Source organism: Streptomyces sp. URMC 123, assembly GCF_051386515.1.
Taxonomy (GTDB): Bacteria; Actinomycetota; Actinomycetes; order Streptomycetales; family Streptomycetaceae; genus Streptomyces.
This window is the reverse complement of sequence record NZ_JBPQTV010000074.1, coordinates 1-23,628: the sequence shown is the minus strand read 5'-3', so window position 1 is coordinate 23,628 and position 23,628 is coordinate 1. Positions and strand designations below refer to the sequence as shown.

The window sequence follows — 23,628 nt, the reverse complement described above, 5'->3', positions numbered from 1 at the left end:
CCCCTGCGTGGGCCCCACCTGCGGCGGCATCATCTGCCCACCGCAGATCTGTAACATCGAACTCAACGGTCGATCAGTGTGAAGCAACGACATGCACGGAAAAGGGCGGAACAGCTCCACCGGTGAGCCGAATGCCGAGCGGGGAATTCCCGCCCGGCATTCCTAGAACTGCATTCCGTGCTCTGCCACCCACTTCACCACGTCGTGCGTCCGCCAGACCTGCTCGAGTCGATCGAGCGCGCTGGTGATCGTCTCGCAGAGCTCCATGGCTCCCTCGGGGTCCTCGTTGGCGAGCGTGCGCCATGCCGCGTGCGCGTTGCGTACGGCGCGCGCGGTGTCCTCTACGGGCTCCGCGCCGGCTTCGTGTCGGCGCAGGGCGGTGCGGGCCAGCAGCTGCACCGTGTCGAACCAGTTGGTGCGCTGGCACAGCGTCAGCCACGCCCGCAGCGTGAGCACGTTGACCGTGTGGGGGTGCAGCGGGCCGTACTGCGCCTCCAGGGCCTTCTCCAGCGCGTCCGCGGCCACCACGGCGGAGGGGAGGTCCCCCGCGGCGTGAGCGGCCCGCAGACGGGCGTACGCGCCCCGATACGGCGGCGGGAGGGGTTCCGCCCACGTGGCCGTCGGCTGCGGGCCGGCCGCAGCGCCCGCGGCCGACTCGGGCTGCGGGGCGTCGGCCGGCGCTGGATGGGCCGGGGCCCCAGAGACCGGGGCGTCGCTCGGCGGAGTGGCGCTCGTGGGTGTGGCGAAGCAGCGGTCGTACGACCGCAGGATGCGTCCGGCGCGGAACAGTTCGAGCGGACCTCAGCCACTTAATACTTACGAATACGAAGAACATGCTGGTCAGAGGCCTGCTCCTCTCTCGATCTGTCACCTCAGCAGGTACAGAGCGCTGTCGGTGTGTACCTCCTGAGGAGACAGATCAAGGGCAAAATGTCAGCCAGGCCGACAGCGGGAGGCTAGAAACGTCAGCGACACCGACATTCCACTGGGCGTCCCGTGGGACGGTGCGCAGGCCGCTGAAGGGGGGAGATCTGTCCCCCCTGGGGGGACACAACACGCCGGAACGTCAGCGAGACCGACATTTATGTCGGCGTGGCTGACATACTGCTGCGGTCCAAGATCAGCGAAGTGGAGAGCAGCCTCGTGACACCCGAGCCACAGCGCCGCCGTCCCGCACCGAAGCGCGCGCCGCGCCGCCCGGAGCTGCCCCTTGTTGATGATGAGATCCAGGCGTGGTCCAAGCCGGTTCAGCCGGTTGAGGACCTCGATTCGGTTGCTCGCCGCTACCCCCGCCGGAAGCTCTCGCTCAGCAGCGAGCGCAAGCCGATGGAGTTCTACGACACCCCGGAGCGCCCGAAGGCGTTCTCCATGGACTCGCTCGAGTTTTTCTTCCTGATCGCGCAGTACTTCCGTGAGGCCCTGCCGCTGCGGCTGATTCTGCTGATGATCGCCTGCCAGAAGGCCGGCGGGCAGATCCGTCTGACGCAGGAGGAGATGGCGACGGTCCTGGACGTGCACCGAGGGAAGATCAACGAGGCGCTGCAGGAGATCATGAGCCATGGCATCGTCTTCAAGGTGCGCCGCGGTGTCTACCAGTTCAACCCGCCCTACTCGTACCGTGTAGCGGAGTTCATCCCGGGCACGGAGCTCATCGAAGCCGAGTACGTGCAGGTCGACCAGGACAAGACGATCGCGAAGATTCGCAGGGACGAGAGTCTGCCGGATCTGGTGCGGTTCCCGTCGCTGGAGCACATGCGTGAGGCGATCGAGAAGCTGCGGAAGAAGCGGGCCGAGGAACGCGCTGCACGCCGGCTGGCCCGTGCGCAGCGCCAGGAGAAGGGATCAGTCCAGTGAGCACCTTGAAGTGGTCGGCGACCAACGCCGACAGCCTTCTCGCCGACCTGGACCTGCCGCCCGCCGCCTACCGGGCGCTGCTGAAGCTCCGGGCGCGCAGCGAGCCCGGCGGCCGTATCGCGATGGACCAGGCCACCCTCGGTGAGCTGCTCGGGCTCAGCCGCCCCAGCGTGAACGCGGCGCTGCGGGAGCTGGAGCTGGCCAAGCTCGTCAAGAAGGTCCGCAACGGCTTCTACCAGATCAACCCGATGCTGGCCGGCTACAACTCCCCCGAGGACGCCATGGACGCCGTCAGGGCGATGCCCAAGGAGGACCGGCTGGACAGCAAGACCTACGTCGCCGAATACCACAGGGCCGTCGCCGCCTATCAGGACCAGCTCGCTGAGCAGCGCAAGAAGCGGGCGGCCGCCGCCGCTGCCAAGAAGGCCGCGGCCGCCAAGAGGCGCGGTTCGCTGCACGCCGTCGGCTAACCCGGCCCCGGGCCCCCATACGGACATCGGCGCTGCACCCTTCGGGGTGTAGCGCCGATCGCGTTGCCGGAGTGTCAACGCTCTCCGGCACCATGCGGCAGGGGGGGAGCGGACACGGTAGCGCCCCGGACCGACCGGTCCGGGGCGCTACCTCAGGTGCTCGAGGAGGCCTCTACGTCTCGACGTACGCCACGATCGTGATCTGGCGGAGGGCGGTCACGTAGTAGATCACCCGGACCCCGTCGACGTCGTCCACGTAGTCGCGCAGCAGGGTGTCGGCCACCGGCGTGCCCAGTTCGGGGTTGACGCTGATCGCGACGATCGCGCGGTCAAGGCGGTGTGTCTCGGCCGCCGTGAGCTTCTCCAGCTGGCTCAGCGCGGGCTCCACCAGGACGACCTGGGACCGGCGGGGCCCATGCTCAGGCGACACGGTGCTGCTCGTCGGCAAGGCGTTCGAGGTGGGCGTCGCGGGCTTCCTCCCACAGCACGCCGGACTCCGCGGCCGGGTAGCCGTTCTCCGCGATGTCCTCCAGCACGGAGGCGAGGACATCGACCTTCGCGCGCTGGTCGGCGGCATAGGCGAGGACCGAGGCGGCAGCGTTCTCGTCGAGGGGCTGGCGGTCGGGCACGGGGGCCGGCTGCTGACTCATCGAGGACTCCTGGGTGTTGCTGGCGTGTGTCCACGGTAGCGCCGGGGCGGGGCGCTTCGGCACGGTACGGACGAAACCCCGGGGCCAGGCCCGCGGGGGCTGTGGTCTGCTGGCGGCGCGGCGGCCGGGACACGGAGCGTGATGGGTGGGGCGAGGCCGGCGGCTGGGGTGTCACGCTGTCACGCACTCCCGTGAGATCGAGCCCAGGGCGGGGTTCTCAGGCCCGGACCCGCCCGCAAACATCCCCATATCGGGCAATCGGGCGGCTGCTGTCACGCCGCCGGGCGGCGGCGTGACAGCAGCCGTGGCAGGGCTCGTGACACCCCGCCCGTCACCTTCGGTAATCAGTCACGGCGCGGGGGCCAGAACGTGCGGCCCGGTGCACCGCCGGCAGGCGGCGCAGTCGGCGCACTCCATGCAGAACTGCCGTGGCAGGCGCAGGCAGGAGCAGATCGGGTTGTAGTCCGGGTCGTCGTCGCCCTCGAACCAGGGCTCGCCGAGCGGCGGCGAGTAGTCGGCGTGCACCTTGCCGTCGGCGGCGAGCAACTCGTGGCAGGTGCCGCAGCCCGTCGCCTGCGTCCAGGTGGCGACGATGCGGTCGGCGGCGCTCACCGGCTGCTCCGGCCGCGGGTCTCGATCCAGGCGGCGAGCGCGAGGACAGCGTCCGGGTCGGCCTGTGCCAGCCGCACCGCGTGGCCCGCGTCGAAGCCCTCCAGTGACCCGGTTCGAGCCATGGCCCGCAGCAGCGCGCTGTGCGCCCGCACCGACGCAGGGACGGCGCCCGGGTCCCTCGGAGGAGCCATGCCGTGGCCCTCCAGGATGCGGAACATCTCGTAGAACTCGCCGTACTCGTTCAGGTACTCGAGGGTGTCCAGGTCCTCGAGCTCGTGCAACACGAGGGGACCTTCGGCGCCATAGCGCCCGTCGGTCCTGCCGAGCAGGCCGGCCTTCTCCAGGGCCATCAGCAGGTCGGCTCGCTCGGGCAGCCCGTTGGAGTGCAGTCGCTCCTGGCGCTCCAGCTCCAGTGCCAGGTCCCGGAGTTCGGCTTCGGCTTCGGCTTTGGCGGCGGCAGCGGCTTCGGCGGCGAGCTCGTACTGGACGACGGCATCGGCCTGCGGGTCGTAGACGCCGCCGGTGGTGGCGAGCAGCTGCGCGATGCGCTCCCACTCAGCGACTTCGGCCGGGCCGCGTTCGTCGGTGGCCAGGTCCTCGCGCTCGCGTTCGAGGTGCTGCTGCAGCCGGGCGTCCTCGAGTGCGGCCGCGGCCTCGGTGGCGGTCATGCCGGTAGCGCGCCGGCGGACCGTACGGCGGCCGACCTTCGCCCAGTCGACCGGCTGGCGAGGCGCGGCCGCGCCGGGTGCCGGGACACGCGGACGCCGGCGGGTGCGGGGAACAGGGGTGCTCACACGAGCCTCCCAATCGTCGCGGAAACGGTGAAGGAATAACGGGATGCCGGTGCGCCCGGCAGTTGCAGAGAGGTTTATAGCAGCCACCTATGCGTGGGCGGTCAGAAATCTATCTCGAGGTATTCGATGTCCCGAAAATCGGCGCGCAGGCCCGCCCGGGTGGTCCCGCCCTCACGGAAATAGGACTCGGTGATGGCCTCAGCAAGCAGTGGTTGCAGCTCATCATCTGTCGCACCCCGCTCCTGCGCCGCCAAGATCCGGGCGGCGTATGAGGGGGAGACGGCGGTCATGATGTCCCGCACTCGGGCGTCGTCTGAGGTGCCGTTCGCGGTGAAGCCGAAGGTGGCCCGGCAGGTGATGACGAGGCCGCCCGAGGTGGCTGCGCGCTGCCTCGCCTGCGCCCTGACCTGCGGCTGCCACTGCTCCTCGGTCTCCTGCGTCAGAGCCTCCTGGAGGCGCTTGTGAGGCTTTGTGGCGTCTCCGGAGAGGTAGCGCTGCACCGTGCGCCGGGACACGCCGAGGCGTTCGGCCAGGGCCTTCGTGGAGCCCTTGACGCGCGTGCGGAGGAATTTCATCTGGGCTCGCGGGGATTTCGGGGCGGGGCGGGTGAACACGGCGCGCTCGGCCAGCGCGAGCGCGGCACGGATCTTCCCCGGCTTCGGGGCCGGCGGCTGGATGATGTCGTCCATGCCGCCATGACTACGCCCGCGTGCCTGTGGACAGAGAGCGGACGATGGGGGCGCCGCCCGGTGGGCGCTGCCGGGGCTGCTGCCGCCGGCAGCCAGCCGCCGTCCTGCAGCTCCCCCCATTACCTTCTTGATGGCCCCGCAATACGACAAGAAGATCAACCAAGGCAAACACCACACCCAAGCCCTGCTCTGCCTCGCGAGAGACGACGGGCCGACGTGCTCTTCGCGATGCTCCGCGACGGCACCTTCTACGCATCGAGACCGGCTACGTCACCCTGACCGCCCAGGGCCTGCCTCGCCCGAACCCACACCTGCTCGAACTCCTCAGCGGAGAGCTCTTCGGCATCCAGTTCGTCCTCCCAGCCGTCAAAAACTCTGCCGTCCGCCAGAACTCCGTACTGCTGCTCATACTGGCTCATCGCCGCCCGATCGCCGTGATCACGCAGATGCAGGACCTCTTTCAGAGAGGCGGCCGTCACCGGCCGCGAATCGACCCCCCGTATCTCAACCTGACGGACTGCCCAGCCCTCACCATCCGCCTCGAAGTACTGCCACAGATCTTCATCCTCGTAATAGGCCCGGAACCAGGTCGTCATGGCGTCATCCTCGCCTCACCACCTTGACCAAACCCATAGGGGCACCCCCCCCGCTGCCGGAGGTCATCCGCCGGCGAAACACCGTGCTCCGGCAGCGGGAGGGCCGGGTGTGACTGGGTGCCGCAGTTGGCGGCGCTCGCCAACTGCGGCACTCAGCCCGCAAGCGGGTTACTCCGGGCGGACCTGCGCCGCCTGCATGCCCTTCTGGCCGTGCTCAGCGACGAACGAGACGGTCTGGCCTTCCTTCAGGGACTTGAAACCATCGGCCTCGATGGCCTTGAAGTGCACGAAGAGGTCGTCGCCGCCCCCTTGCGGAGTGATGAAGCCGAACCCCTTCTCATCGTTGAACCACTTCACTGTGCCGATTTGCCGGTTGGACATGTCCACCCCAAAGGTTGCGAGGCGGCCCAGCGCCGCCAATTGGATCTTGGCATGCGGGCTCAGGTCACACTCAGGATTTCACGTACGAACTACGGCAGCCGTGCATCGTCGCTGGTGGCTGTGGGCATAGCCGCCGCCCATGACACTCACAGCCGCCAACTCAAGCACTCACTCGCCGACTCGGGCGCTCAGTCACACCGGGGACGCGGCGTCCGATGTACGGGCCTGGCCTACAGCTCGATGTCGATGTGTTCCACGTCGGTGAACTCCACGCCCAGGCCGTGGGCGCGGGTGTTGTTGGCGCGGAAGTACATCTGTGCGAGGCCCTCGGCGGCGATCTGCTGGAGCTGTTGCTCGGTGGCGCCCTGCTCCCTGGCGGTGAACAGGCGGTCTGCGAATACCGGCGGCAGGGCCTGGGTGATGTCGCGGGTACGGGCGTCGTCGGTGGTGCCCGGTGCGGCGGTGAAACCGAACCGGGCGCGGGTGGAGACGACCAGGCCGTCGGTGGAGGCCGCCTTCTGCCGGGCCTTGGCCCGTACCTGGGGCTGCCAGCGCTTTTTGACCTCGCGCTCTATGCGCTGGCGCAGGTCGCGGCGGGGCCGCTTGAGCTTGCCCGCGACGTACCGCTCCACGGTGCGCTGGGAGATCCCGAGCACCTGGGCGGCGGCCTTTGTGCTCTTGAGCTGCTTGACCAGGTATTTCATCTGCGCCTGGGCGCTCTGCGGGGGGCGGCGGGTGAACGCCTGCTCCAGTGCGCGGTCCAGGCTGTCCCCGATCGCATCGGGCATGGCGGGCTACTCCCCTTCTCCGGCCGTGGGGTCGGTCTTGATGAGGTTGGCGAGGTTGAAGACTTCGCCGTGCTCCTCGAACTGCTGCTCCGCCCACAGGACGGTCTGGGTGCCCTGGTGCTTGACCATGCCGGGCGAGACGCCGAGCCGGAACGAGCCCGGGGCGGGCTTGCCCTCCGGGGTGTGCGGCAGGAAGTCCAGCGGGGAGGGGCCGGGCGAGGGGTAGACGAGGGCGTCGGTGCCGATCGCGACCGGGTAGACGTCCGCGGCGGCGGCGGTCTTGAGCATCTTGCGGTGCATGCTGACCCGGACATTCGCCAGCACGGCGGCCCGGATGTCGGGGCGCCACGTCTTGCGCTCCAGGGCCGGCCACGGCTCGTAGTACGGCACCTGGCCGCGGTTGCGCTGGCGCAGCTTGCCGATGCCGCCCTTCGCCGTGGCCTTGATCGCCTTCAGCACCAGGGCCAGGGCCGGGTCGACCTCCTGGGAGCGGGCCATCGCGTCCAGGAACTCGCTGCCGCCCATGTCGGTGGTGACGCCGAGGTCGGCCATCGTGGCCACATACGCGTCGCGCAGCCGCTTGTACCAGGGGTCCAGGTAGCGGCCGGTCTGGGTGCGCACGTACGCCTCGATCGGCGCGACGTCGAAGCCGAGCTCCACCGCGTAGGCGACGGTCGGGGTGGCGTACCAGGCCGGGCCGGTCGGATGCTCGCCGGTCGGGGTGAACGGCGAGGGCAGCCGGCCGACGTCGACGGTGCGCCCGACGACGCGGGCGAGGTCGACGTGGGAGAGGTCGACCAGCCACGAGCCGGGCAGCGCCGGGTCGAACGCCGGGTTGCCGGTCAGGTGGGTGGGGCCGTTCAGCCCGACGGTCAGGCCGTTGGCCGCGGCCGCGAACGCCATGTTGACGTCGATGGCGACCAGGTACGGGCGCATGCACTCGTCATCGGTCAGCGGCCGGCACCAGTTGTAGGGCTCCTCCATCAGCATCTCGGCCGGGGTGCGCTGGTGGTGCCGGGCGTACTTCCCCTTCAGGATCGGGTGCTCGTCGGGGACCTCGCACTCCACGACGTCGTAAACCGCGGTGAGCGCGTCGTCGTTGAACGCGGGCGTGAACTCGCCGGTGGCCTCGTCCTTTTGCGGGCGGGTCGGCGGGCGCAGCGCCGTCATCAGCTCCAGGCCGGTGACCGCCGTGGTGCCGCGCGGCGTCATCACCCGGTCCGCGTACGTGCCCAGGAACCGGGCCAGGTCGGCCGCGTGCAGGGTGGGCAGCAGCGGGTTGTCCTTGTTGTCCCACTGGTCGGCGGGCAGGGCGCCCCAGGCCGGGATGGCCAGCTGTACGCACCGGCGCCGGGAGCCTTCGGGGTCTCGGTAGACGCGCGCCCACGCGCCGAAGCCGCGCTGGGTGAGCTGCAGTCCGGTCTTGGCGATCTGCTTGAGCACCTTGTGGCCGGCCGCGAGCCGACCGGCGCGCCGTTCCTCCGGCGACAGGTCGGCGGGCAGCCCGTAGCGCTCCAGCGCGGCCGTGGTGAGGACGAGGACGGGGTCGGCGTCCATGCCGTGGCGGTGCAGGCGGGCCTGGCCGAGCCTGGCCTCGGTGATCGTCCAGTCGACCAGCGCGGGCAGGGTCTTGGCCGGCACGTCCAGGACCAGGCCGCCGACGCAGTACGCCACCACGTGGCCGTCGTCGTCGACGTCGACGACCGCCAGCGGACCGTTCTCGAACCGCGGGTCACTGCCGCCCGCCGGGGTGCCGGCCGGGGCCGCCTTCCGCGCGCTCGGGCGCCGTGACGAGGTCGGCGCCGGCCGCCTGGTGCTGCTCGCGGTCGGGGGCGCGGGAGCGGCCGGGGCCTCGGGGGCTCGCGGCGCCGAAGCCGCAGGGCCGGCAGGGACTGACGGCGCGGGCGGCGGGTCGAACGTCGGGGGGACGGCCGCCCCGCCGGCTTCCTTCGCCCGGTGCTCGTCGGTGGGCGCCATCGCCGGCGGGACGTGCGGCCCGCCGACGGCGGCCGGAGCGTCCGTGGCGGGGGTGGGGTACCGCGCGGCGAGGCCCTCCAGGAGTCGGGCGTACGCGGCGCGCTTGGGCGGCCGCGGTTCTGTCTTGCCGGACTCCCAAGCCATCACGGTCTCGCGGCGGGTGCCCAGTGCCTTCGCGATCTGGCTCTGGCCCAGGCCGGCGGCGATGCGCAGGCGTTTGCGCTCTGCGGGGGGTGGCAGCGGGTCCTGGCTGACCTGCTCGAGCAGCGCGTCGACAGCGCGGAACAGGTCCTCTTCCTCTGTGGGCACAGGGGTCACCTCCGGGCGCCCACCCTACCCGAACCGCTCGCGAACCACTCCTCAATCGCATATTGAAAGGCTCGTTAATCGCCCATCGATCGCTCGTTGCTGCTATTGTCCGAGCGCTGAAGATCGAGCCCGGTTTCCGCTGCCGCCGTTTCATGCCACCAGCGAGGAGACGTACGTGAGCGAGGGGGAGGCTGTACCGGCCGCTTGGCCCGGCGACACCGCCGACGACGTCCTGGAAGGGATCATCCTTCCGGCTGCCACGGAGGGCGCTGTGCGCCAGGAGCGGCCGGTCGTGGTGGTCGTGGGCGGTCAGCCCGGTGCCGGCAAGACCGGGATCGCCGATCTCGTCGAGGCGGTACTGGACCGCCGGGGCGGAGCTGTGCGGATCGCACGGGACCGGTACAAGGCGGCGCACCGCCGGTACGGCGAGCTCCTGGCCGCCGATGTCCGTACCGCTGGTGTGAGGGTGCGCCCGGACACGAGCCGCTGGCAGGCCGCGGTCGAGGATCACGTCCGCGGGCACGGGTTCGACGCGGTGGTCGAGTCCTCCCTCGCTGACGCGGAGGAGTGGCGCACGTCGTCGTCCGCGTACCGGCGGGCAGGCCACCGGGTCGAGGTGGTGGCCGTGGCGACGCCGGAGGCGTGGAGCCAGCTCGGCCTTGTGGACCGCTTCCTGTCCGAAGCGATCACCGGCGGCGGCCGGTACGTGTCGTGGGAGAACCACGACGCCTGCGCCCAGCAGATGCTCCAGACCCTGGCGGTCATCGAGACCGAGCAGCTGGCCGACCGCATCACCGTCGTGCGGCGCGACAGCACGGTGCTGTACGACAACGAGCTCACGGGCGGGGTGTGGCGGCGTCGGCCGGCGGCCGAGCGGGCGGTGGCGTACGAGCGCTGCCGACCCTGGAGTGCCCAGGAGACCGCCGTCTTCCGCCGCGACCTGGCCCGGGCCGACCAGCGCCTGCACCGGGAACTGGCCTGCGAGGACCGGCGCCTGGCCGTCCAGCGCGACGCCGAGCGCGCCGCCGCGCTCGCCGAGCCGGTCCGCCGCATCGCCCAGCCACGCCGGCGGGCGCCGGGCGTGGACTACCACCGGCTGTCGGCCGAGGAACACCGCTGGGTCTTCGACGAGCTGATCGCCCCGTCGTACCTCAGCGGCATCGTGCCCCGCGACGATCCGTGCGCGGTCTACGTGCTCGGCCAGCCCGGTGCGGGCAAGCTGCTGGCTGCCCGGATGGTGCGCCGGGCGATGCGCCCGGGCACGACCCGGCTCGTCGGCGACGACCTCAAGGCCCAGCACCCCGACTACTTCCAGCTGCTGCGCGATGATCCCCGCAGCGCCGGGGCGGCGATCCGCGCCGACTACCGCGCCTGGTTCGCCCGCGCCGAGCAGTACGTCCGCGACCGCAGGGGGGACGTCCTGATCGAGGCCGCCCCCGGCAGCGCCGAGGAGTTCCTCGCCAGCGCGCTGCCGTACGCGGCCAGCGGCTACCCGGTCGAGCTCGTCGTCCTGGCCGTCCGCGAAGCCGACAGCCGGCTCTCCACCGCGCTGCGCTACGCCCGCGCCCTGCAGCTCGGCGGCACCGGCCGGTTCACCAGCCGCTTCGGGCACGATGCGTGCTTCCGCGCGCTCACCGACGTCGTCGCCGTCGCCGAGCAGCACCCGCAGATCACCGCCATCACCGTCATCCGACGCGACGGCCAGGCCCTGCTGCGCCACGAGAACGGCGGGGCGGGGCGGGCGTCGTGGGCGCTGGCCGCGGAACGGCAGCGCCCCTACACCGAGCAGGAGGCCGCCGCCTTCCTGAGCCTGCACCAGGGCCTGCGCCGGGCGCTGCCGCGCTACCGGGAGGAGCTGGACGAGATCGCCGCGCTCGCCCGGCCCCTGATGCCGCCGAAGGCGCAGCCGGCCCCGCTCGACCGGCCGCACCCGCGCCGTCGGCACCTGCCGGCCGTGCAGAGGGCCTTCGGCTACGACTCCTTGAGCTCCTGCAGCCGGGCCGCGTAGACCGCGGCGATCCGGTCCGCCTCCCGCGGATCGGCCGTCGCCAGCTGCGCTCGGTCAGCCAGCGCGGCCTCCCGGCCGGCCTTGAGCTCCTCGATGCGCTCCTCGTCGGGCACCGGCGCGCGGCGAGCGGCGAGCAGCTGGGTGTTGTACCAGTTCACCACCTCCTGGATGAGGTCTTCGGCGGCCTGCTCACCACCGCCGTCCAGGCCGGAGAAGTCGTTGTTGGGGATGTCGGACACGACTACCACCCTCATATTGATCTTGACGGGAAATGGTCATTGTCTCCCTGGCCGATTCCGATGACACCGTGCCGCGACGCGCCACCTTCGGGGCGGGAACGTCTTCGCGTCCTGGAGCATCCGGGGGATGCTTCCCCAAGAAGCCGTACGGGGGCATAGGTTGACCCCAAAGTGATCACCGATTCGGGGGGTGGGCGTGGCAGGTCGGGATCTGCGGGCGCTGTTCAGCACGAACGACCCGGGCCTGCAGGCCGGGGAGGCGTTCACCAACCGCCAGATGCAGTGGGAACTCGTAGCGGCCGCGCTCACCGGCCACCTCCAGCGCACCGCCGATCCCGCCTTCGACGTCGAGGACCTCGAGGCGCCGCGCGACCACCTCATGGTGTTCCACGGGGTCGGCGGCATCGGCAAGACGACGCTGTCGCGCAAGCTCGAGGCCGCGCTGGCCGGCGCCGACCAGCGGCCCGCGCAGTGGGGCGAGCCGACCTGGGCCGGTGAGCGGGTCCTGCCCGTACGGATCGACCTCTCCCGCTCGGCCGGCACCTCGTTCGAGGACCTGGTGCTGACGATCCGGGCCGCGCTCAGCACGCTCGGCCGACCGCTGCCCGCCTTCGACATCGCCTTGAGGCGGTACTGGGAGCAGCAGCACCCCGGCGAGCCGCTGGAGGAGTACCTGCGCCGCGGCGGCCTGGCCGGCCGCTTCGGCAAGGCGATGCCGCAACAGATGCAGTCGGCGCTGGCCGACGTCGCCCAGGCCCTTCTCCTGCCCGGCGCCGTCGGTACGGCGATCGGCCAGATCACCGGCTCCCTCGTCAGGGCGCTGCGGGAGCGGCGGCAGACCGTCCGTGCACTCGCCCGGTGCGCGCGGCTCGCCGACCTCCTGGAAGCCGAACCCGACGTCGAGGCGCTGTCCTTCTATCCGCACCTGCTGGCCTGGGAGCTGGGCCAGCTGCCGGCGGACAAGCGCGTCACGCCGGTGATCTTGCTGGATACCTTCGAGGACGTCGGCGACCGCACCCACCGCGACCTGGAGCGCCTCATCCAGCGGGTGGTGTGGCTGATGCCGAACGCCTTCTTCATCGTCACCGGCCGCTCGCGCCTGCAGTGGGCTGATCCCGCCCTGCAGGGCCAGCTCGACTACACCGGGCCTCTCGCCTGGCCCGGCCTGGCCGCGCCTGCCTCCGCGATCCCGGCCGCGCGCGCAGCAGGCGCCGTACGAGGGCGCGGGCGGCAGGTCCTGGTCGGGGACTTCTCCCCCGAGGACTGCCAGGACTACCTCGCCCGCCGGCTCTCCCGCGACGGCCAGCCCCTCATCAGCGGCGAGATCCGCCAGGTCATCACCGACCGCTCCCACGGCCTGCCCCTCTACCTCGACCTGTCGGTGCTCCGCTTCCTGGAGATCCGCCGCACCCGCGAGCCGGTCCCGGCCGACTTCGACCACGACTTCGGCGCCCTGATCGCCCGCACCCTGTCCGACCTCACCCCCGACGAACGCCACGTCCTGCGGTCGGTGTCCCTGCTGGACGCCTTCGACCTCACCCTCGCCACCGCCGCGGCCGGCCTGCTGCACCAGGCACCGGCCCAGCGGCTGATCGAGCGGCCGTTCGTCCGCGAGAACGTCTTCGGGCTGTGGCCCTACCACCTGCACGGTCTGATCCGTTCCACCATCCGCAGCGCCGACGACGCCACCGACGACCGCTGGACGGATGGCGACTGGCAGCGGGCGGCCGAGCGCGCCCTGGCGGCCCTCGGCACCCAGTGGACCGGCGCCACTGGCCAGGGCCGGATGCTGCTGGTCGGCTGCCTGCGCCAGGGCCTCACACTGGCCCGGGACTTCAACCTCGAGCTGGGCTGGCTCACGGAGGCGGCCTGGGCCTACATCAGCGACTCCGTGTGGGAGCCCCTCGCCTCCCCCTCCCCCGACGAGCCAGCCGGCGCCGGCCCGCACACACCGGCCGACGCCCTCGTCGAGCTGCTCGCCGCCCTCGCCCGCCGCCAGCACGAACACCGCGAGCGCACCGCCGAACGCCTCACCGCGCTCATCACCGCCGGCCTGCTCCCCGCCGACCTGACCGAGATGGCGACGTACTACCTGGCCAAGGCCCAGCGCGACCTCGGGCGCAACGACGCCTCCCGCGCCGGGATGCAGCGCGTCGCCGCCGGCGGCGGCCGCCTCGCCCCCGCGGCACGCCGCGGGCTGGCCCACCTCGCCCGCATCCGCGGGGACTTCCCCGCCGCGATGGAGACCGCCCGCACCCTGGGCTGGGAAGGCCGGCACCACCGGGTCATGGGAGACCTGTGGTGGCCCCACGGCCACATCGACCGGGCCGTGGCCGCCTACGAGGCCGCACGCGCCGAGGCCGAGCAGCACGGCGTCGCGGGCGAGCGGGCCACCGTCCAGGCCCACCTCGCGCTCGCCGTCGCTTTCACCGACCCCGAGCGGGCCGACGACGAACTCGAGCTCGCACGGCTGCTGCTGGACGGGCTCGACCTGCGGGCGACCCGCCTCACCAGCCAGATCGCCGCACTCGTCCGCGACGCCGGCACCGCAGACGTCGCGGACCGCGCGCACGTCCTGCGCACCGACCTCGCCGTCGCCGGCCTGCCCGCCGTCGAGGCCACCTTGGAGCTGGCCCTGGCCTTCCACCACGCCGTCCGCGACGAACACCACGACCTGCCCTCGACGATCGCCCGGCTCCGCGCGCTGACCAGCAGCGGCGACTACGCCTACACCACCGACATCGCCCACTGGATGGCCGGCCTGCCGCTGCCCGCCCCCTCCACGGCCATCTGGCTCGAGGGCCCCGACGCCGTACGCGCCCGCTGGCAGCGCCTCGTCCGCACCCGCCGCACCCGGCTGGACACCCGCGCCTAGACCGGCCCGTCGCCGCCTCCGGCCTGTCCTCGCGCGGACTACTCGCACAGCCGGCCCGGGTGACCGTTTCTTCCGGTGAACTTCGCCGCTCCCCCGGGTGACGCCCGCACCCCTGCCCGGCCAGCCCCCTGCTCGCCCCGCTACCCAGGTGGTCTGGGCCGAGAGCGTGGAGGGGAGTCACGGCATGGTGATGCGGGGCGGGTGGAGGGGTGTGGCAGTGGTGGCGGCGGCCGCGGCCATCCTGGGGGCAGCACTCCCGGCGTCCGGCGCCACGGCGCCAGGAGCGGTCGCGGTGGGGCGGGCGGTGGCGGGTGTGCCGCTGCAGGAGGCGATCGCGGCGCTGCCGGTGGAGGAAGAGCACCGGGAGGGCTATCACCGGGCCCGGGAGTTTGGGGACTGGATCGACGCGGACAAGGACGGCTGCAACACCCGGGCCGAGGTGCTGCTGGAAGAGGCGGTGCAGGCCCCGACGGTCACGGGCCGGTGCACGCTCAGCGGGGGCCTCTGGTACAGCTACTACGACAACGAATATCCCAGCGAGCGCATCGACATCGACCACCTCGTCCCGCTCGCCGAGGCGTGGGATTCGGGGGCCTGGCGGTGGGATCACCAGCGTCGTGTCGCCTACGCCAACAACCTCGAGGCCGCCCACCACCTGGTCGCGGTCACCGCGCGCTCCAACCGGCAAAAAGCCGACAAGGACCCGGCCCAGTGGATGCCGCCGTACGAGCCGGCCACCTGCCGCTACCTGACCGAGTGGGTCATGGTGAAGCGCGACAACCACCTGAGCGTCGACGAGCGCGAGAAGCAGGTGCTCACCGACCTCGCCCGCACCTGCCCCAACGCCCCCCTGCCCGACACGAGCAGTTGAAAGCCGGGCCCCCGGGTACCCCCGGGGGGGCCGGCCCGGGGAGCTTCTCCTCGCGCCCAGCACGCCCTCCCGGTCGGCACGGGGTCGCGGGCGCATCGCTCACGGGGGCCGGCAGGCGCCATAGAGGGAGGGCTCGGACCCCATCATTGGAGTCCGAGCCCTTCCTGCAGCGACGGGGGTGCTGATCAGCCTGCGTTCTTGCCGATCAGCCCTGCGAGCATCTCGAGGATCTGAGCCTGGTTGCGGTCGATCTTCTCGCTGATCTCGCCGATCTTCTGCTCGAGACCGTCCACCTTTTGATCAAGGTTGCCCACCTGGAGCCGCAGGGCGGTGAGGTCGGACTTGACGATCCCGAACTCACGGTCGGTCTTCTCCTGACCCTGCTCGAAGCGCCGGGTGAGAGCGGCGATCTCGCTCTGAGCGATGGGGTCCTCAGCCACGCGCGGCTCTCCTGCCAGATCATGAAATGCGGCGGTCATCAGGCCCCCCACGATATCGCGGCGCCGGCGCTGCTGAGGAAGCCCTTTCCCGCCCGGCGGGCGACCGCACGGACGCGACGCAGCGCCGCGGTTGTGAGCGGCCGTGTGCCGCTGGGTGGATCGCCGCCGGCGCCTCGCCCTCGATGTGACGGTCGGCGATAGATGGCGAATGGCCGCCGATAGTTGGCGAGCGCCGCGCGAGACGGCGGTGACCTGCGATGTTCTCCAGCGCGAGGGGAATCTGCGTCCCAACTCGCCAACTACGACCGGCCGACACCGCCATATACCGCTGGCCAGCAAGGTCAGGGCCTGCGGTGATGTCCCGGCCGCCCGCCATCTATCGCCGACCGTCACAGACAGCCGTTCGCGGCGGCGTGCCGCTACACGACAGCAATTCGAACAGGCGTATCATTTGAGCCATGGCCGAATCCGCCCCCTCCACGTCCGGTATGGACTTCCCCGCCGATCTCCTCCAGGCCCAGCGCGAGCTCCACGAGGTCCGCGCCCGGCTGCAGGAGGTGTGCGCGCGCCTGCCTTGGTCGGTGGAGCCGCTGCCGGGCTTCCGCCAGACGCAGGCCGAGGGCTACTGGCGCGACGTCGAACGCCCCGACTCGCCCGGCTGGACGGACGAAGAGCAGCAGCTCGTCGCGCAGCTGCGGCAGCGCGCGCAGGAGCTGTCGATCACCGTGGCTACGCATCCGTTCTGGGCGACGCTGGAGGGCCCGGACCGGGTGAAGGCCCGGATGGCGCTCAAGCACGCTCATGGCGACCATGGCAGCGAGCGGGTCGCCGCCGGCCCCCCGGCCCCGTAGGTCCGGCATGGACGAGCGCCCTGCGCCGGCCGCCGCGCCCGAGCCGGGCCCACCGGTCACCGTCCATCTCCCGGACGGCCAGAGCGTCACCGCCTACCTGCGCGGCCGGTGGCAAAGCCGCGAGGGGCAGTGGTTCTACGACGTGACGCTGCCGCTGTGGGCGCACGCTGTCGTGCGCGGGCGGGATGTGGCCGAGCCGGCCGACACCCACTTCTGCGTGCCGGCCACGCACGTCTCCCCCCGCCCGGATGCCTCCTACCGCGGCGTTCCCATCCGTCGGCACCCGGCGGTGATCACCCGTGCCCGTACCGGCCGCCCCGCGCCCGTGACGGAGGAGGCGAGCGGCCGGTGGAGCGTGGAGCCCCTGCGCTTCGCCTACACCTCCAGCGGGCCCCGGCCGGTCGCCATCCACCACGAGACCTGCTGGCGCGCCGCCACAATCCCCCCGACGCTGACGACCGACGAAGCGCGCGAGGCCCTGGCCTGGCCCGGGGGCCGCGGGTGCGATGTGTGCCGCTCCGCTGAACGGCTCGCGCAGCCGGCCCCCCGGCCACCCCACGGCTGAGCCCGGCCCCCACGGCTCCACCGGCCCAAGCGCCGGCGGGGGTGGGGGAGCCCCGCGTTGATCACTTATCCGTCGTGGGCGGCATGCCGGTCAGGACGAGCATGCCTGGTTACCGCCCGGCCGGGGGCCGGCCTACCTCTCGAGTGGTGCTGCCAGCGCCGTCCGCAGCAAAGCGGCGGTCGCGGCCGCGGCGGCGCGCACCGTTTCCTCCCCGGTCCGCGCGTTCTCCTCCAGCAGCACCACCGCGGCCTGCAGCACGCCTGCGGGCACCGGCACGCTCTGCACGGCCGCGAGAGAGGCCATCGCCTGCTCGGCCGCTGAGGCCGGTGTGCCCTGCGGGATGAGGGAACTGAGCGGTCGGCCCAGCGGGCGCTCGCGATGAGGCTGAGGGGACGCGGAAGTCATCCGGGCAGTCTGCCGCACCCGGCGAGTGCTCGCGCCTGCCGGAGTCGGCCCGAGCGAAGCCGGCTGCCCTCTCTCAGCCGTGCAGCTCGCCGGCACCGGGTCCGGGCGCTCCCCCGATGCCGGCAGCCGCCTCCGTACAGGGCCGCGGCCCGTACGCGGCTGCTCCAGCCGTACGGCCTGCATGGGCCGACCGTACGCACGCGCCAGTCCAGGAGATGGCCACGAGTGAGTCCTCGAAGACGAGCTCTTAGCTCCTGGTCGCTGTTGGCGGCGGCACCACGGAGACAGGCGCCCTAATGATCGGGCGTCGAGCCGTCAAGAGACCCACTCTCGAAGGCGTTCGCTGAGCACGACGTCGTGCCGCAGCTGCTTCAGCTCCTGGGGGTCCACCTCCACCCCCTCATGCTGGAGAATCCGTGCCAGAAACGCCCAGTAACTGGCGTCTGTTTCCTCGTACGTGCGGCCTTCGAGCGGCTCGTCAGGACCAACGACCATCCGGGCAGTCGTCTCGATGTCCTCTACCGAGGCCGTTGCTCGAAGGTCGGCCTGCGCGTTCTCCCCACCCCCTGCTGAGGCCCAGCCTCGATCCGAGAGCAACACCAGACTGCGCCCGTCCGCGAGGCTGACCTCCAGCCGTGCCGACATCGAAACCTGTTGACCGTACGTGTTCTCGTCGTCCAGGTCGACATGCGTGACAAAGCGGGTCACCACCGTCATACCGGCCCCTCTCGCTCGCGCTTGCCTGGCCAAGGCCGGTTCTGGCATCACGCCAGGCAGGGCACACGGCCGGCCCAGTGAAAAGTATGCCCCGAGCAGGCTGCTCTCTGGGAAGACGCAGGGTTTTCTCCCAATATGCGATGAGCACCCATAAAGGGAATAGAAAGTCGCGCGGCGAGACCCGCCCTCCTTCTGTGATCTTTTTAGTCGTGGCTGCCGGAGCCACCCCCCGGCCGATCTCGGTACCTTCGCACCTCTGAATATGATCACGGCGGTTCTGCATGGCTTTGTGTCCGATTCCAGGCCATACGACCAACGTCAACGCCTGACCTGGGAATTGTGTCACGAGGCCGGGCGCGTGAAGAGCTTTACCTTGGCCCGCAAGACCGTCGAACCAGTCAATGAACTATTACTTTCCAGCCCCCGCGATTGGGAATGAGTGCGCAAACGACGGAAATATGTTTGAGTCCTTTCTGGAAGCCGAGTACGCAACTCAAGAGAGGAAACTCTTCGTGCGAATACGTACCGGTGCCGCAGCGGTCGCGTTAGCCGCCTTAGTGACTGGTGCCTCAACGATGCCAGCGCAGGCCGACGAACCCAGCGTTTCCATAACGGACAGCTATCGAGAGGAGGCATCCTCCGCCCCGCACCCCTTCGTGGCCAGGGCAGAAAACGTCCACCACTCGCACGACTACCCGGGGACTATTTCCGGGCATGGCTTTTGGATTAAGAACAGCGGACCGGCTACACACGCCAAGATCACAACTGAGCTGCAGGTCAGGGCCGGCGGAAACTGGTGGACAACCCTCAATACGGCAGTCAAGACGGTTAGGCCAGGTGGCGGCCGGGGAAAGAGGGCGACCGCCAGCTGGAAGTGCACTAACATGATTGCAAGGCACGATTTCCGGATAGTCGTCGACGCCGACATCGTCGGTTTTCCGGACGGCCCCTCAAAGGCCGTAAGCAACGTTCGAACGCTGCACTGTGGTGTGACGTGACGCATGCGCGCAACGCCGTAGAATGAGCTATTCGGCCTAGGTCAAAACTGGTCGACGGCTCAAACTCCACCGGCGGCCGACCGTACAAGGAGACATGCGGTCGGCCGCCGGGCTGGCGGTCGCGCCGAAGAACGGGCGACAACGGCCGTGCGCAGGACTGTGGTGAATCTTCAAGAATTGGGCGCCAGTCCAGGACTGCTCGCGGGTCAGGTCCTCAAGGACGAGATCCTGCTCCCGGTCATCGCTGGGAGCCGATGGCGGCACTACGGTCGACGGCGAACTCGACGCAACGGAATGCTGATCACATGCCTGAATTGATGGCAGAGGATGCGGTTCGAGATCTCGCACGGTCCCCCGCCGAAGTCCGGTCCCTGCACCGCGACGAAGTCCTCCCCGTGCACGTGCTGCTCAGCATCGCTCACCATGAGAGCGACGCGAGCAGCCTGCTGCAGGAAGCGGGAGTCGAGTACTCCGCCCTATACGCGGCGCTGGCGGCCGGTCACCTGGCCGGCAAGCCGCCCAGAAAACGAGAGATCCCGTGGTCCATCGCGATGGAGCACATCCTCCAGCTCTCCCAGAGCTACACCAAGAAGCACTTCACCTCGAGCCACTTGCTGGCCCTGATCATGGACAACGACGAGGCCAGCGTCGCACTGCTGCGCGAGTGCGGGCTGGACGTTCCGGAGTTCCGCGCCGCCTTGTCCGCGCGGTTGGGTGATACCTGACCCCGCAAGGAACACGACCTGGGGGCCGCACCTGGGCGTGGCGGAGCCGGCCCGCGAACTCCACCGTGCAGCGTGACACCGACCGGCCCGGGCACGAAGAGGGTGGCGTACGCGTCCTCGGAGCCGTCGTCAACGCCCAGCCAGCGCACCGCGGCCTCCGCGGCCGACGCGCGGCGCAGGGCCACGGCGCGGATGGCGGCGGCGCTCGGCACGAGCGGTCTCGAGCGTGGGCCGGCCCGCGGCCCGGGCCCGGTTCGGGCGCGGGAACGACGCGGTGGGTGACTCGAGGAGCGCCCTGTTCCGCCGCTCCACCGTCTCCGTGGATGCCCCGGTTTACCCGGCGCGCCGGTGCGGGCGCGCCGTGCGCTTCGAGGGCCCGCCGGCACCCCTGCACGCCGTCGCCCTTGGCCGGACCGGCGGGCGCGGCTGCAGCCGCCAGGGCGTCGACGCCGGCTGGCTCAGGCGTGGGCACGGAGCCGGGCAGCAGGACACGCAGGGCGTACGACGCGCAGCGCGGGGGGAGACCTCGGCGGCCTCGGGCGTCCAGGCCGTTCGGCGGTCAGTGCGCCGCCCACGGCTCTCCCGAGCCCCATTCTGACTCGCGCCCGCGTACGGGCCGGCCACGGCTTCTGCGCTCGCCGCTGGCGCCGACCCGAACGCCGTGCGGGGCCCCGCACCTCGGGCACCACGCTCGTCAGGCGGTCAGGGGCCGGCGATGAGCCAGAGAATCAGGCAGGCGTCGAGATGGCGGTGGTAGCGGTGCACGACGGAGATTCCGCGGCCGGCTGTCCGCTCGGGGAGCAGTTCCACGACGTAGGAGTGCGAGCCGGGGCCGGCGTCCGGGAGGATGCGGCCCTGCTCGGGATCGGCCTCCAGCGAGCGCCGGACGCTCTCGACCGCGGCACGCTCGCTCGGCGTGAGCTCGGCGAGGATCTTCTCGGCGGAGTCGCTGTAGAACGCGTGGGTCACCGGCCGGCCGTCTCCTGGAGCTTGCGGCGGAGCTCGGCTTCGACGTCGTCCGCGGTGCGCGTGATCGCGGCCACGGCCTGGAGGTCCTGGCGCATGAGCACGCGGTGCCGGTACGCCTGGATGATCTCGCGGACGTGAGTCAGGTCGTCGAGGTCGGCAGCGTCCAGCTCTGCCTCGAACGCCGCCAGGTCCTCCGGGAGCCCCCAGGTGCTGAGCGCGCTGCGCAGCTCGGCGACCGTGCCCATGGGCGGGGAGTGGGCGCCGGAGTGCTCGGGTTGGGCTGTCACGGTGACCTCCTCGTGGTCGCTGACTACGACGGTACTCGGCGGCAACGTCGTGCCTCACCCGTATCGAGCAGGAGTGCCCTCGGTGGCGGCAGCATCGGCCGGACGTCGCCACACCGCCGGGGGAGGCCCCATGGTCGCCTACCCGGCCACGTCGATCACCACCACTCGCGGCCGGTGCAAACGCCGAGGTTCAAGGCCACGACGTGGCAGACCCGCACCACGGAGGCCGGGCGTGGCGCGGGCAGCACGGCCGCAGCCGCCGGTGCGGCGGGGGCCGGCTGCGCGACCGCGGCTTTGGCGCGGGTCTTCTCCGTGGTGGTCTGCCGGGCGCGCCGTCGCGAGGGGGCCGCGGCCCCGGCCTGCCCGCCAGCGGGGCCGGGGGCGTCCCGGTGCGGGACGATGCGGTGCGGTGGTCTGGCCCCCCGGTGGCCCTTGGGGGGCCGCACCGGTGCGGCCCCCCTCGCCACCTCACAGAAGCGGTACGGACGCCCAGCGCCGCGCGCATGCCCTCACCCGGTCGAAGCACCCACGGCTGTGCCTCCTTGACGCTCCACCGCGCGCCGGGGTGTCACTGGGGTGCCAGGCCGTGCTGGCTGACCCGGGCTGACGGGGACCTGCAACGCGGGCTTTGTTGCTTCTGAGTGCGCAGGGCGGACTCTCGGGCCCACGGGCTCCCGGGGCGCGCGGTGCCGCGGTGATGGGTGCGAGGCCGGTGCGGAGCGCCGGCCTGGACGGCTAGACCTCGATGTAGGCGACGACCACGACGGTGCGCAGCGCAGTGACGAAGTACAGGACGCGCACCTGCTCGATGTCGTCGGTGTACTGGCGCAGCTGGGGGCCGGCGGTGTCGCCGGGGATCGGCTCGCCGACGTCGGGGTCGACGGAGACGACGACCAGGGCGCGGTCCAGGGCGTGGAGCTCCGCCTCGTTGGTGATGTTCTCCAGCTGCTTGGCGGCGGAGTCGGAGAACGCGATCCGGGCGCGGCGGGGGCCGTGCTGCGGGGCCATCAGGCGACAGCCGGGCGCTGGCGGGCGAGGCGGGCGAGGTGCTGCTCGCGCAGCTCCTCCCAGGGGGTGCACTCCTCGACCGACGGCAGGCCGTTGGCGGCGATCTCCTCCAGGACGCCGGCGAACTGGTCGGCGGCGGCCCGGGTGCGGGCGGCGTACGCGCGTACAGCCTCGGCGGCCGCGGGGTCCAGCTGCTGCCGGGCGATGTCGGCGGGGGCCGGCTGTTCGCTCATCAAGGGCTCCGGAGGGCGCGGAACGGGCGGGCCCCACCACGGTATCGCCGGACCGAGGCGCGCCGGGACCACTCCGGCGGAACGTACGCTCCCCGGGCCCAGGACCAGGTGCCTCGGGTTCGGCGGCAGTGAGCCGGACCGCGAACGCCAGCTCGCCGGGCGCGGCGGCCGGCACCTGGCGGGCGAACGCGGACAGCAGCACGGTGTGCGCGAGGACGGGGTGCGGAAGGAAGCCGGCGGCGGCCGGCTCCGGCACCAGGGGGCTGGCCGTGGTGCGGGCAGGACGGCCGCCGCCGGTGCAGTGGGGGCCGGCGGCGCGGCCGCGGCTTTGGCACGGGCCTTCGCTGCGGCGGTATGCCGGGCGCCGCCCTGCGCCCCCGTACGGGCCTTGCCCCAGGCCGTGGCGGTCGCCTCCTGGCGCTGCGGAAGGCCACGGGCCAGCAGCCAGCCGACCGGGGCAGTGATCGGCCCGCCCGGCCGCATCTGGCACGCCAGCCGCCGGGCGAGCCGGCTGGCGAGGGCCTGCGGCGCGTCCGTGCAACCGGCGAAGCCGGCTACCTGGACAACTCGCCTGGGCCGCGGCCTCCACCGCTTCCGGGCGGCTTCCGGCTGGGGTGGCCGCCGTGCCGGCCCGGGGGGGACCGCATTCGGCCCGGGGGGCTGCAGGCCAGGTACAGACCAGCATTACATCCAGTCATGTACTGGCCAGGAATGGGCCATTCCTTCTGGAGCGGACGCGGGCGCTATTCCCCGGCGGCGGACCCACGGGCGACGATCGCACCGCCACCGGCCCGGTGGCGTCTCGACCACGGCGCATTTAGGGGGAATCGGGTCATGTTCGTCATGTCCAAGAGAACCGGCCGGTCCGTCCGGCGAAGCCCTGTGAGGTGGCGGCGCGCGCTGGCCACGGTTGCCGTGCTCGCCGCCACGGGCAGCGCCCTCACCGTCGCCCCGCAGCCGGCCCACGCCGCGCTGCCGCCGCATCCCATCGACGATCCGGTCATCTACTGGAACGACGTGCTGCTGGAGGTCATCCGCAGGGAGGGCGGCGGGCCGGGGCCCATCGCCCGGGCCGCCGCGATGATGAACGCCGCGATCTACGACGCGGAGAGTTCCTACCGCGCCACCAGGAAGGGCGGCATCACCTCGGCCCCGTACATCTCCGCGCCCAAGTACTTCCCGTTCCCGGAGGGCCCGGACGAGGAGGAGCACATCCTCGGCAGGACCGCGTACAAAATCCTGCTCAACCTGTACAAGGGCCAGGCGAGCTTCCTCGGCCTGAAGTTCCGTGAGCGGTTCGGGACCGCGCCGCCCTCC

At 71.5% G+C, this 23,628-nt stretch carries 27 protein-coding genes and 2 pseudogenes; 11 read left to right on the top strand and 18 right to left on the bottom strand.

Annotated elements, in window-relative coordinates; translation table 11 throughout:
- Nucleotides 1-162 precede the first annotated feature (162 nt).
- Nucleotides 163-525 (bottom strand): hypothetical protein, encoded by a 363-nt coding sequence (locus ACSNOD_RS11960; RefSeq protein WP_436766837.1) that lies wholly within the window; start codon nt 523-525, stop codon nt 163-165.
- Between the two features lie 567 nt (nt 526-1,092).
- On the opposite strand from ACSNOD_RS11960, the gene ACSNOD_RS11955 reads away from it, so the two are divergent.
- Complete coding sequence (locus tag ACSNOD_RS11955) at nt 1,093-1,854, top strand: hypothetical protein (RefSeq protein ID WP_436766836.1); 762 nt, start codon at nt 1,093-1,095, stop codon at nt 1,852-1,854.
- Nucleotides 1,851-2,324 (top strand): helix-turn-helix domain-containing protein, encoded by a 474-nt coding sequence (locus ACSNOD_RS11950; protein ID WP_436766835.1) that lies wholly within the window; start codon nt 1,851-1,853, stop codon nt 2,322-2,324. The genes ACSNOD_RS11955 and ACSNOD_RS11950 overlap by 4 nt, the downstream gene beginning before the upstream one ends.
- A gap of 172 nt (nt 2,325-2,496) precedes the next feature.
- Here ACSNOD_RS11950 and ACSNOD_RS11945 read toward each other — a convergent pair whose 3' ends face one another.
- The 5 genes from ACSNOD_RS11945 to tpg (ACSNOD_RS11925) form a co-directional block, all read right to left on the bottom strand.
- A complete protein-coding gene (locus ACSNOD_RS11945) occupies nt 2,497-2,754 on the bottom strand; it encodes a hypothetical protein (RefSeq protein WP_436766834.1) in 258 nt (85 codons plus the stop codon).
- Nucleotides 2,744-2,974 (bottom strand): hypothetical protein, encoded by a 231-nt coding sequence (locus ACSNOD_RS11940; protein WP_436766833.1) that lies wholly within the window; start codon nt 2,972-2,974, stop codon nt 2,744-2,746. The genes ACSNOD_RS11945 and ACSNOD_RS11940 overlap by 11 nt, the downstream gene beginning before the upstream one ends.
- Before the next feature lie 348 nt (nt 2,975-3,322).
- Complete coding sequence (locus ACSNOD_RS11935; protein WP_436766832.1) at nt 3,323-3,586, bottom strand: hypothetical protein; 264 nt, start codon at nt 3,584-3,586, stop codon at nt 3,323-3,325.
- Complete coding sequence (locus tag ACSNOD_RS11930; RefSeq protein WP_436766831.1) at nt 3,583-4,254, bottom strand: hypothetical protein; 672 nt, start codon at nt 4,252-4,254, stop codon at nt 3,583-3,585. The genes ACSNOD_RS11935 and ACSNOD_RS11930 overlap by 4 nt, the downstream gene beginning before the upstream one ends.
- Nucleotides 4,255-4,481: 227 nt before the next feature.
- Nucleotides 4,482-5,069, bottom strand: coding sequence for a telomere-protecting terminal protein Tpg (gene tpg / locus ACSNOD_RS11925; RefSeq protein WP_436766830.1), 588 nt, complete (start codon nt 5,067-5,069; stop codon nt 4,482-4,484).
- Between the two features lie 142 nt (nt 5,070-5,211).
- Between tpg (ACSNOD_RS11925) and ACSNOD_RS11920 the strand changes: the two are divergent.
- Nucleotides 5,212-5,348, top strand: a pseudogene (locus ACSNOD_RS11920) (IS110 family transposase); the annotation flags it as partial.
- Here ACSNOD_RS11920 and ACSNOD_RS11915 read toward each other — a convergent pair.
- The 4 genes from ACSNOD_RS11915 to tap form a co-directional block, all read right to left on the bottom strand.
- Nucleotides 5,318-5,665, bottom strand: coding sequence for a hypothetical protein (locus tag ACSNOD_RS11915; RefSeq protein ID WP_436766829.1), 348 nt, complete (start codon nt 5,663-5,665; stop codon nt 5,318-5,320). The pseudogene ACSNOD_RS11920 and the gene ACSNOD_RS11915 sit on opposite strands and share 31 nt — an antisense overlap.
- Before the next feature lie 168 nt (nt 5,666-5,833).
- Nucleotides 5,834-6,046, bottom strand: coding sequence for a cold-shock protein (locus tag ACSNOD_RS11910; RefSeq protein ID WP_436766838.1), 213 nt, complete (start codon nt 6,044-6,046; stop codon nt 5,834-5,836).
- A 230-nt stretch (nt 6,047-6,276) separates the two neighbouring features.
- Complete coding sequence (gene tpg / locus ACSNOD_RS11905; protein WP_436766828.1) at nt 6,277-6,834, bottom strand: telomere-protecting terminal protein Tpg; 558 nt, start codon at nt 6,832-6,834, stop codon at nt 6,277-6,279.
- 6 nt (nt 6,835-6,840) lie between these two features.
- A complete protein-coding gene (gene tap / locus ACSNOD_RS11900; RefSeq protein ID WP_436766827.1) occupies nt 6,841-9,120 on the bottom strand; it encodes a telomere-associated protein Tap in 2,280 nt (759 codons plus the stop codon).
- A 175-nt stretch (nt 9,121-9,295) separates the two neighbouring features.
- On the opposite strand from tap, the gene ACSNOD_RS11895 reads away from it, so the two are divergent.
- Nucleotides 9,296-11,128, top strand: a complete 1,833-nt coding sequence (locus tag ACSNOD_RS11895; protein WP_436766826.1) for a zeta toxin family protein — start codon at nt 9,296-9,298, stop codon at nt 11,126-11,128.
- On the opposite strand, the gene ACSNOD_RS11890 is transcribed toward ACSNOD_RS11895, so the two are convergent.
- Nucleotides 11,092-11,367 (bottom strand): hypothetical protein, encoded by a 276-nt coding sequence (locus ACSNOD_RS11890; RefSeq protein ID WP_436766825.1) that lies wholly within the window; start codon nt 11,365-11,367, stop codon nt 11,092-11,094. The two genes, ACSNOD_RS11895 and ACSNOD_RS11890, sit on opposite strands and share 37 nt — an antisense overlap.
- 196 nt (nt 11,368-11,563) lie before the next feature.
- On the opposite strand from ACSNOD_RS11890, the gene ACSNOD_RS11885 reads away from it, so the two are divergent.
- Nucleotides 11,564-14,242: an ATP/GTP-binding protein gene (locus ACSNOD_RS11885; RefSeq protein WP_436766824.1), complete on the top strand. Its 2,679-nt coding sequence runs from the start codon at nt 11,564-11,566 to the stop codon at nt 14,240-14,242.
- A 211-nt stretch (nt 14,243-14,453) separates the two neighbouring features.
- A complete protein-coding gene (locus ACSNOD_RS11880) occupies nt 14,454-15,113 on the top strand; it encodes a GmrSD restriction endonuclease domain-containing protein (protein ID WP_436766823.1) in 660 nt (219 codons plus the stop codon).
- A gap of 185 nt (nt 15,114-15,298) precedes the next feature.
- Here the strand turns inward: ACSNOD_RS11880 and ACSNOD_RS11875 are convergent, their stop codons facing one another.
- Nucleotides 15,299-15,592: a hypothetical protein gene (locus ACSNOD_RS11875; protein WP_436766822.1), complete on the bottom strand. Its 294-nt coding sequence runs from the start codon at nt 15,590-15,592 to the stop codon at nt 15,299-15,301.
- 419 nt (nt 15,593-16,011) lie between these two features.
- On the opposite strand from ACSNOD_RS11875, the gene ACSNOD_RS11870 reads away from it, so the two are divergent.
- A complete protein-coding gene (locus tag ACSNOD_RS11870) occupies nt 16,012-16,404 on the top strand; it encodes a hypothetical protein (protein ID WP_436766821.1) in 393 nt (130 codons plus the stop codon).
- Nucleotides 16,405-16,411: 7 nt separating this feature from the next.
- Nucleotides 16,412-16,969 carry a DUF6233 domain-containing protein gene (locus ACSNOD_RS11865; RefSeq protein WP_436766820.1) on the top strand — a complete coding sequence of 186 codons (558 nt, stop codon included), beginning with the start codon at nt 16,412-16,414 and terminating at the stop codon, nt 16,967-16,969.
- A gap of 132 nt (nt 16,970-17,101) precedes the next feature.
- Here the strand turns inward: ACSNOD_RS11865 and ACSNOD_RS11860 are convergent, their stop codons facing one another.
- Together ACSNOD_RS11860 and ACSNOD_RS11855 are read right to left on the bottom strand one after the other, a co-directional pair.
- The gene (locus tag ACSNOD_RS11860) at nt 17,102-17,374 is read right to left on the bottom strand and encodes a hypothetical protein (protein WP_436766819.1); all 273 of its coding nucleotides are present in this window, start codon (nt 17,372-17,374) and stop codon (nt 17,102-17,104) included.
- A gap of 315 nt (nt 17,375-17,689) precedes the next feature.
- Nucleotides 17,690-18,091 carry a hypothetical protein gene (locus ACSNOD_RS11855; protein WP_436766818.1) on the bottom strand — a complete coding sequence of 134 codons (402 nt, stop codon included), beginning with the start codon at nt 18,089-18,091 and terminating at the stop codon, nt 17,690-17,692.
- A 458-nt stretch (nt 18,092-18,549) separates the two neighbouring features.
- On the opposite strand from ACSNOD_RS11855, the gene ACSNOD_RS11850 reads away from it, so the two are divergent.
- Together ACSNOD_RS11850 and ACSNOD_RS11845 are read left to right on the top strand one after the other, a co-directional pair.
- Nucleotides 18,550-19,089, top strand: a complete 540-nt coding sequence (locus tag ACSNOD_RS11850) for a hypothetical protein (RefSeq protein ID WP_436766817.1) — start codon at nt 18,550-18,552, stop codon at nt 19,087-19,089.
- A 305-nt stretch (nt 19,090-19,394) separates the two neighbouring features.
- A complete protein-coding gene (locus ACSNOD_RS11845) occupies nt 19,395-19,814 on the top strand; it encodes a Clp protease N-terminal domain-containing protein (RefSeq protein ID WP_436766816.1) in 420 nt (139 codons plus the stop codon).
- A gap of 702 nt (nt 19,815-20,516) precedes the next feature.
- On the opposite strand, the gene ACSNOD_RS11840 is transcribed toward ACSNOD_RS11845, so the two are convergent.
- The 4 genes from ACSNOD_RS11840 to ACSNOD_RS11825 form a co-directional block, all read right to left on the bottom strand.
- Nucleotides 20,517-20,783, bottom strand: a complete 267-nt coding sequence (locus tag ACSNOD_RS11840; RefSeq protein ID WP_436766815.1) for a hypothetical protein — start codon at nt 20,781-20,783, stop codon at nt 20,517-20,519.
- On the bottom strand, nt 20,780-21,070 hold the full coding sequence (locus tag ACSNOD_RS11835) for a hypothetical protein (RefSeq protein ID WP_436766814.1): 291 nt from the start codon (nt 21,068-21,070) through the stop codon (nt 20,780-20,782). The genes ACSNOD_RS11840 and ACSNOD_RS11835 overlap by 4 nt, the downstream gene beginning before the upstream one ends.
- A 735-nt stretch (nt 21,071-21,805) precedes the next feature.
- Nucleotides 21,806-22,078, bottom strand: a complete 273-nt coding sequence (locus ACSNOD_RS11830; RefSeq protein WP_436766813.1) for a hypothetical protein — start codon at nt 22,076-22,078, stop codon at nt 21,806-21,808.
- Entirely contained in the window at nt 22,078-22,311 is a 234-nt protein-coding gene (locus ACSNOD_RS11825; protein ID WP_436766812.1) for a hypothetical protein, read from the bottom strand. Before ACSNOD_RS11825 ends, ACSNOD_RS11830 begins: the two co-directional genes overlap by 1 nt.
- Before the next feature lie 843 nt (nt 22,312-23,154).
- Between ACSNOD_RS11825 and ACSNOD_RS11820 the strand changes: the two are divergent.
- Nucleotides 23,155-23,628, top strand: a pseudogene (locus ACSNOD_RS11820) (hypothetical protein); the annotation flags it as partial.

What these genes read in the sequence shown, in the direction of transcription:
- ACSNOD_RS11850 (WP_436766817.1), top strand. Translation starts at nt 18,550, where the DNA reads ATGTTTGAGTCCTTTCTGGAAGCCGAGTACGCAACTCAAGAGAGGAAA.
- ACSNOD_RS11860 (WP_436766819.1), bottom strand. Translation starts at nt 17,374, where the DNA reads ATGACTTCCGCGTCCCCTCAGCCTCATCGCGAGCGCCCGCTGGGCCGA.
- tpg (WP_436766828.1), bottom strand. Translation starts at nt 6,834, where the DNA reads ATGCCCGATGCGATCGGGGACAGCCTGGACCGCGCACTGGAGCAGGCG.
- ACSNOD_RS11845 (WP_436766816.1), top strand. Translation starts at nt 19,395, where the DNA reads ATGCCTGAATTGATGGCAGAGGATGCGGTTCGAGATCTCGCACGGTCC.
- ACSNOD_RS11910 (WP_436766838.1), bottom strand. Translation starts at nt 6,046, where the DNA reads ATGTCCAACCGGCAAATCGGCACAGTGAAGTGGTTCAACGATGAGAAG.
- ACSNOD_RS11855 (WP_436766818.1), bottom strand. Translation starts at nt 18,091, where the DNA reads ATGACGGTGGTGACCCGCTTTGTCACGCATGTCGACCTGGACGACGAG.
- ACSNOD_RS11915 (WP_436766829.1), bottom strand. Translation starts at nt 5,665, where the DNA reads ATGACGACCTGGTTCCGGGCCTATTACGAGGATGAAGATCTGTGGCAG.
- ACSNOD_RS11865 (WP_436766820.1), top strand. Translation starts at nt 16,412, where the DNA reads ATGGACGAGCGCCCTGCGCCGGCCGCCGCGCCCGAGCCGGGCCCACCG.
- ACSNOD_RS11875 (WP_436766822.1), bottom strand. Translation starts at nt 15,592, where the DNA reads ATGACCGCCGCATTTCATGATCTGGCAGGAGAGCCGCGCGTGGCTGAG.
- ACSNOD_RS11940 (WP_436766833.1), bottom strand. Translation starts at nt 2,974, where the DNA reads ATGAGTCAGCAGCCGGCCCCCGTGCCCGACCGCCAGCCCCTCGACGAG.
- ACSNOD_RS11830 (WP_436766813.1), bottom strand. Translation starts at nt 22,078, where the DNA reads ATGGCCCCGCAGCACGGCCCCCGCCGCGCCCGGATCGCGTTCTCCGAC.
- ACSNOD_RS11930 (WP_436766831.1), bottom strand. Translation starts at nt 4,254, where the DNA reads ATGACCGCCACCGAGGCCGCGGCCGCACTCGAGGACGCCCGGCTGCAG.
- ACSNOD_RS11825 (WP_436766812.1), bottom strand. Translation starts at nt 22,311, where the DNA reads ATGAGCGAACAGCCGGCCCCCGCCGACATCGCCCGGCAGCAGCTGGAC.
- ACSNOD_RS11870 (WP_436766821.1), top strand. Translation starts at nt 16,012, where the DNA reads ATGGCCGAATCCGCCCCCTCCACGTCCGGTATGGACTTCCCCGCCGAT.
- tpg (WP_436766830.1), bottom strand. Translation starts at nt 5,069, where the DNA reads ATGGACGACATCATCCAGCCGCCGGCCCCGAAGCCGGGGAAGATCCGT.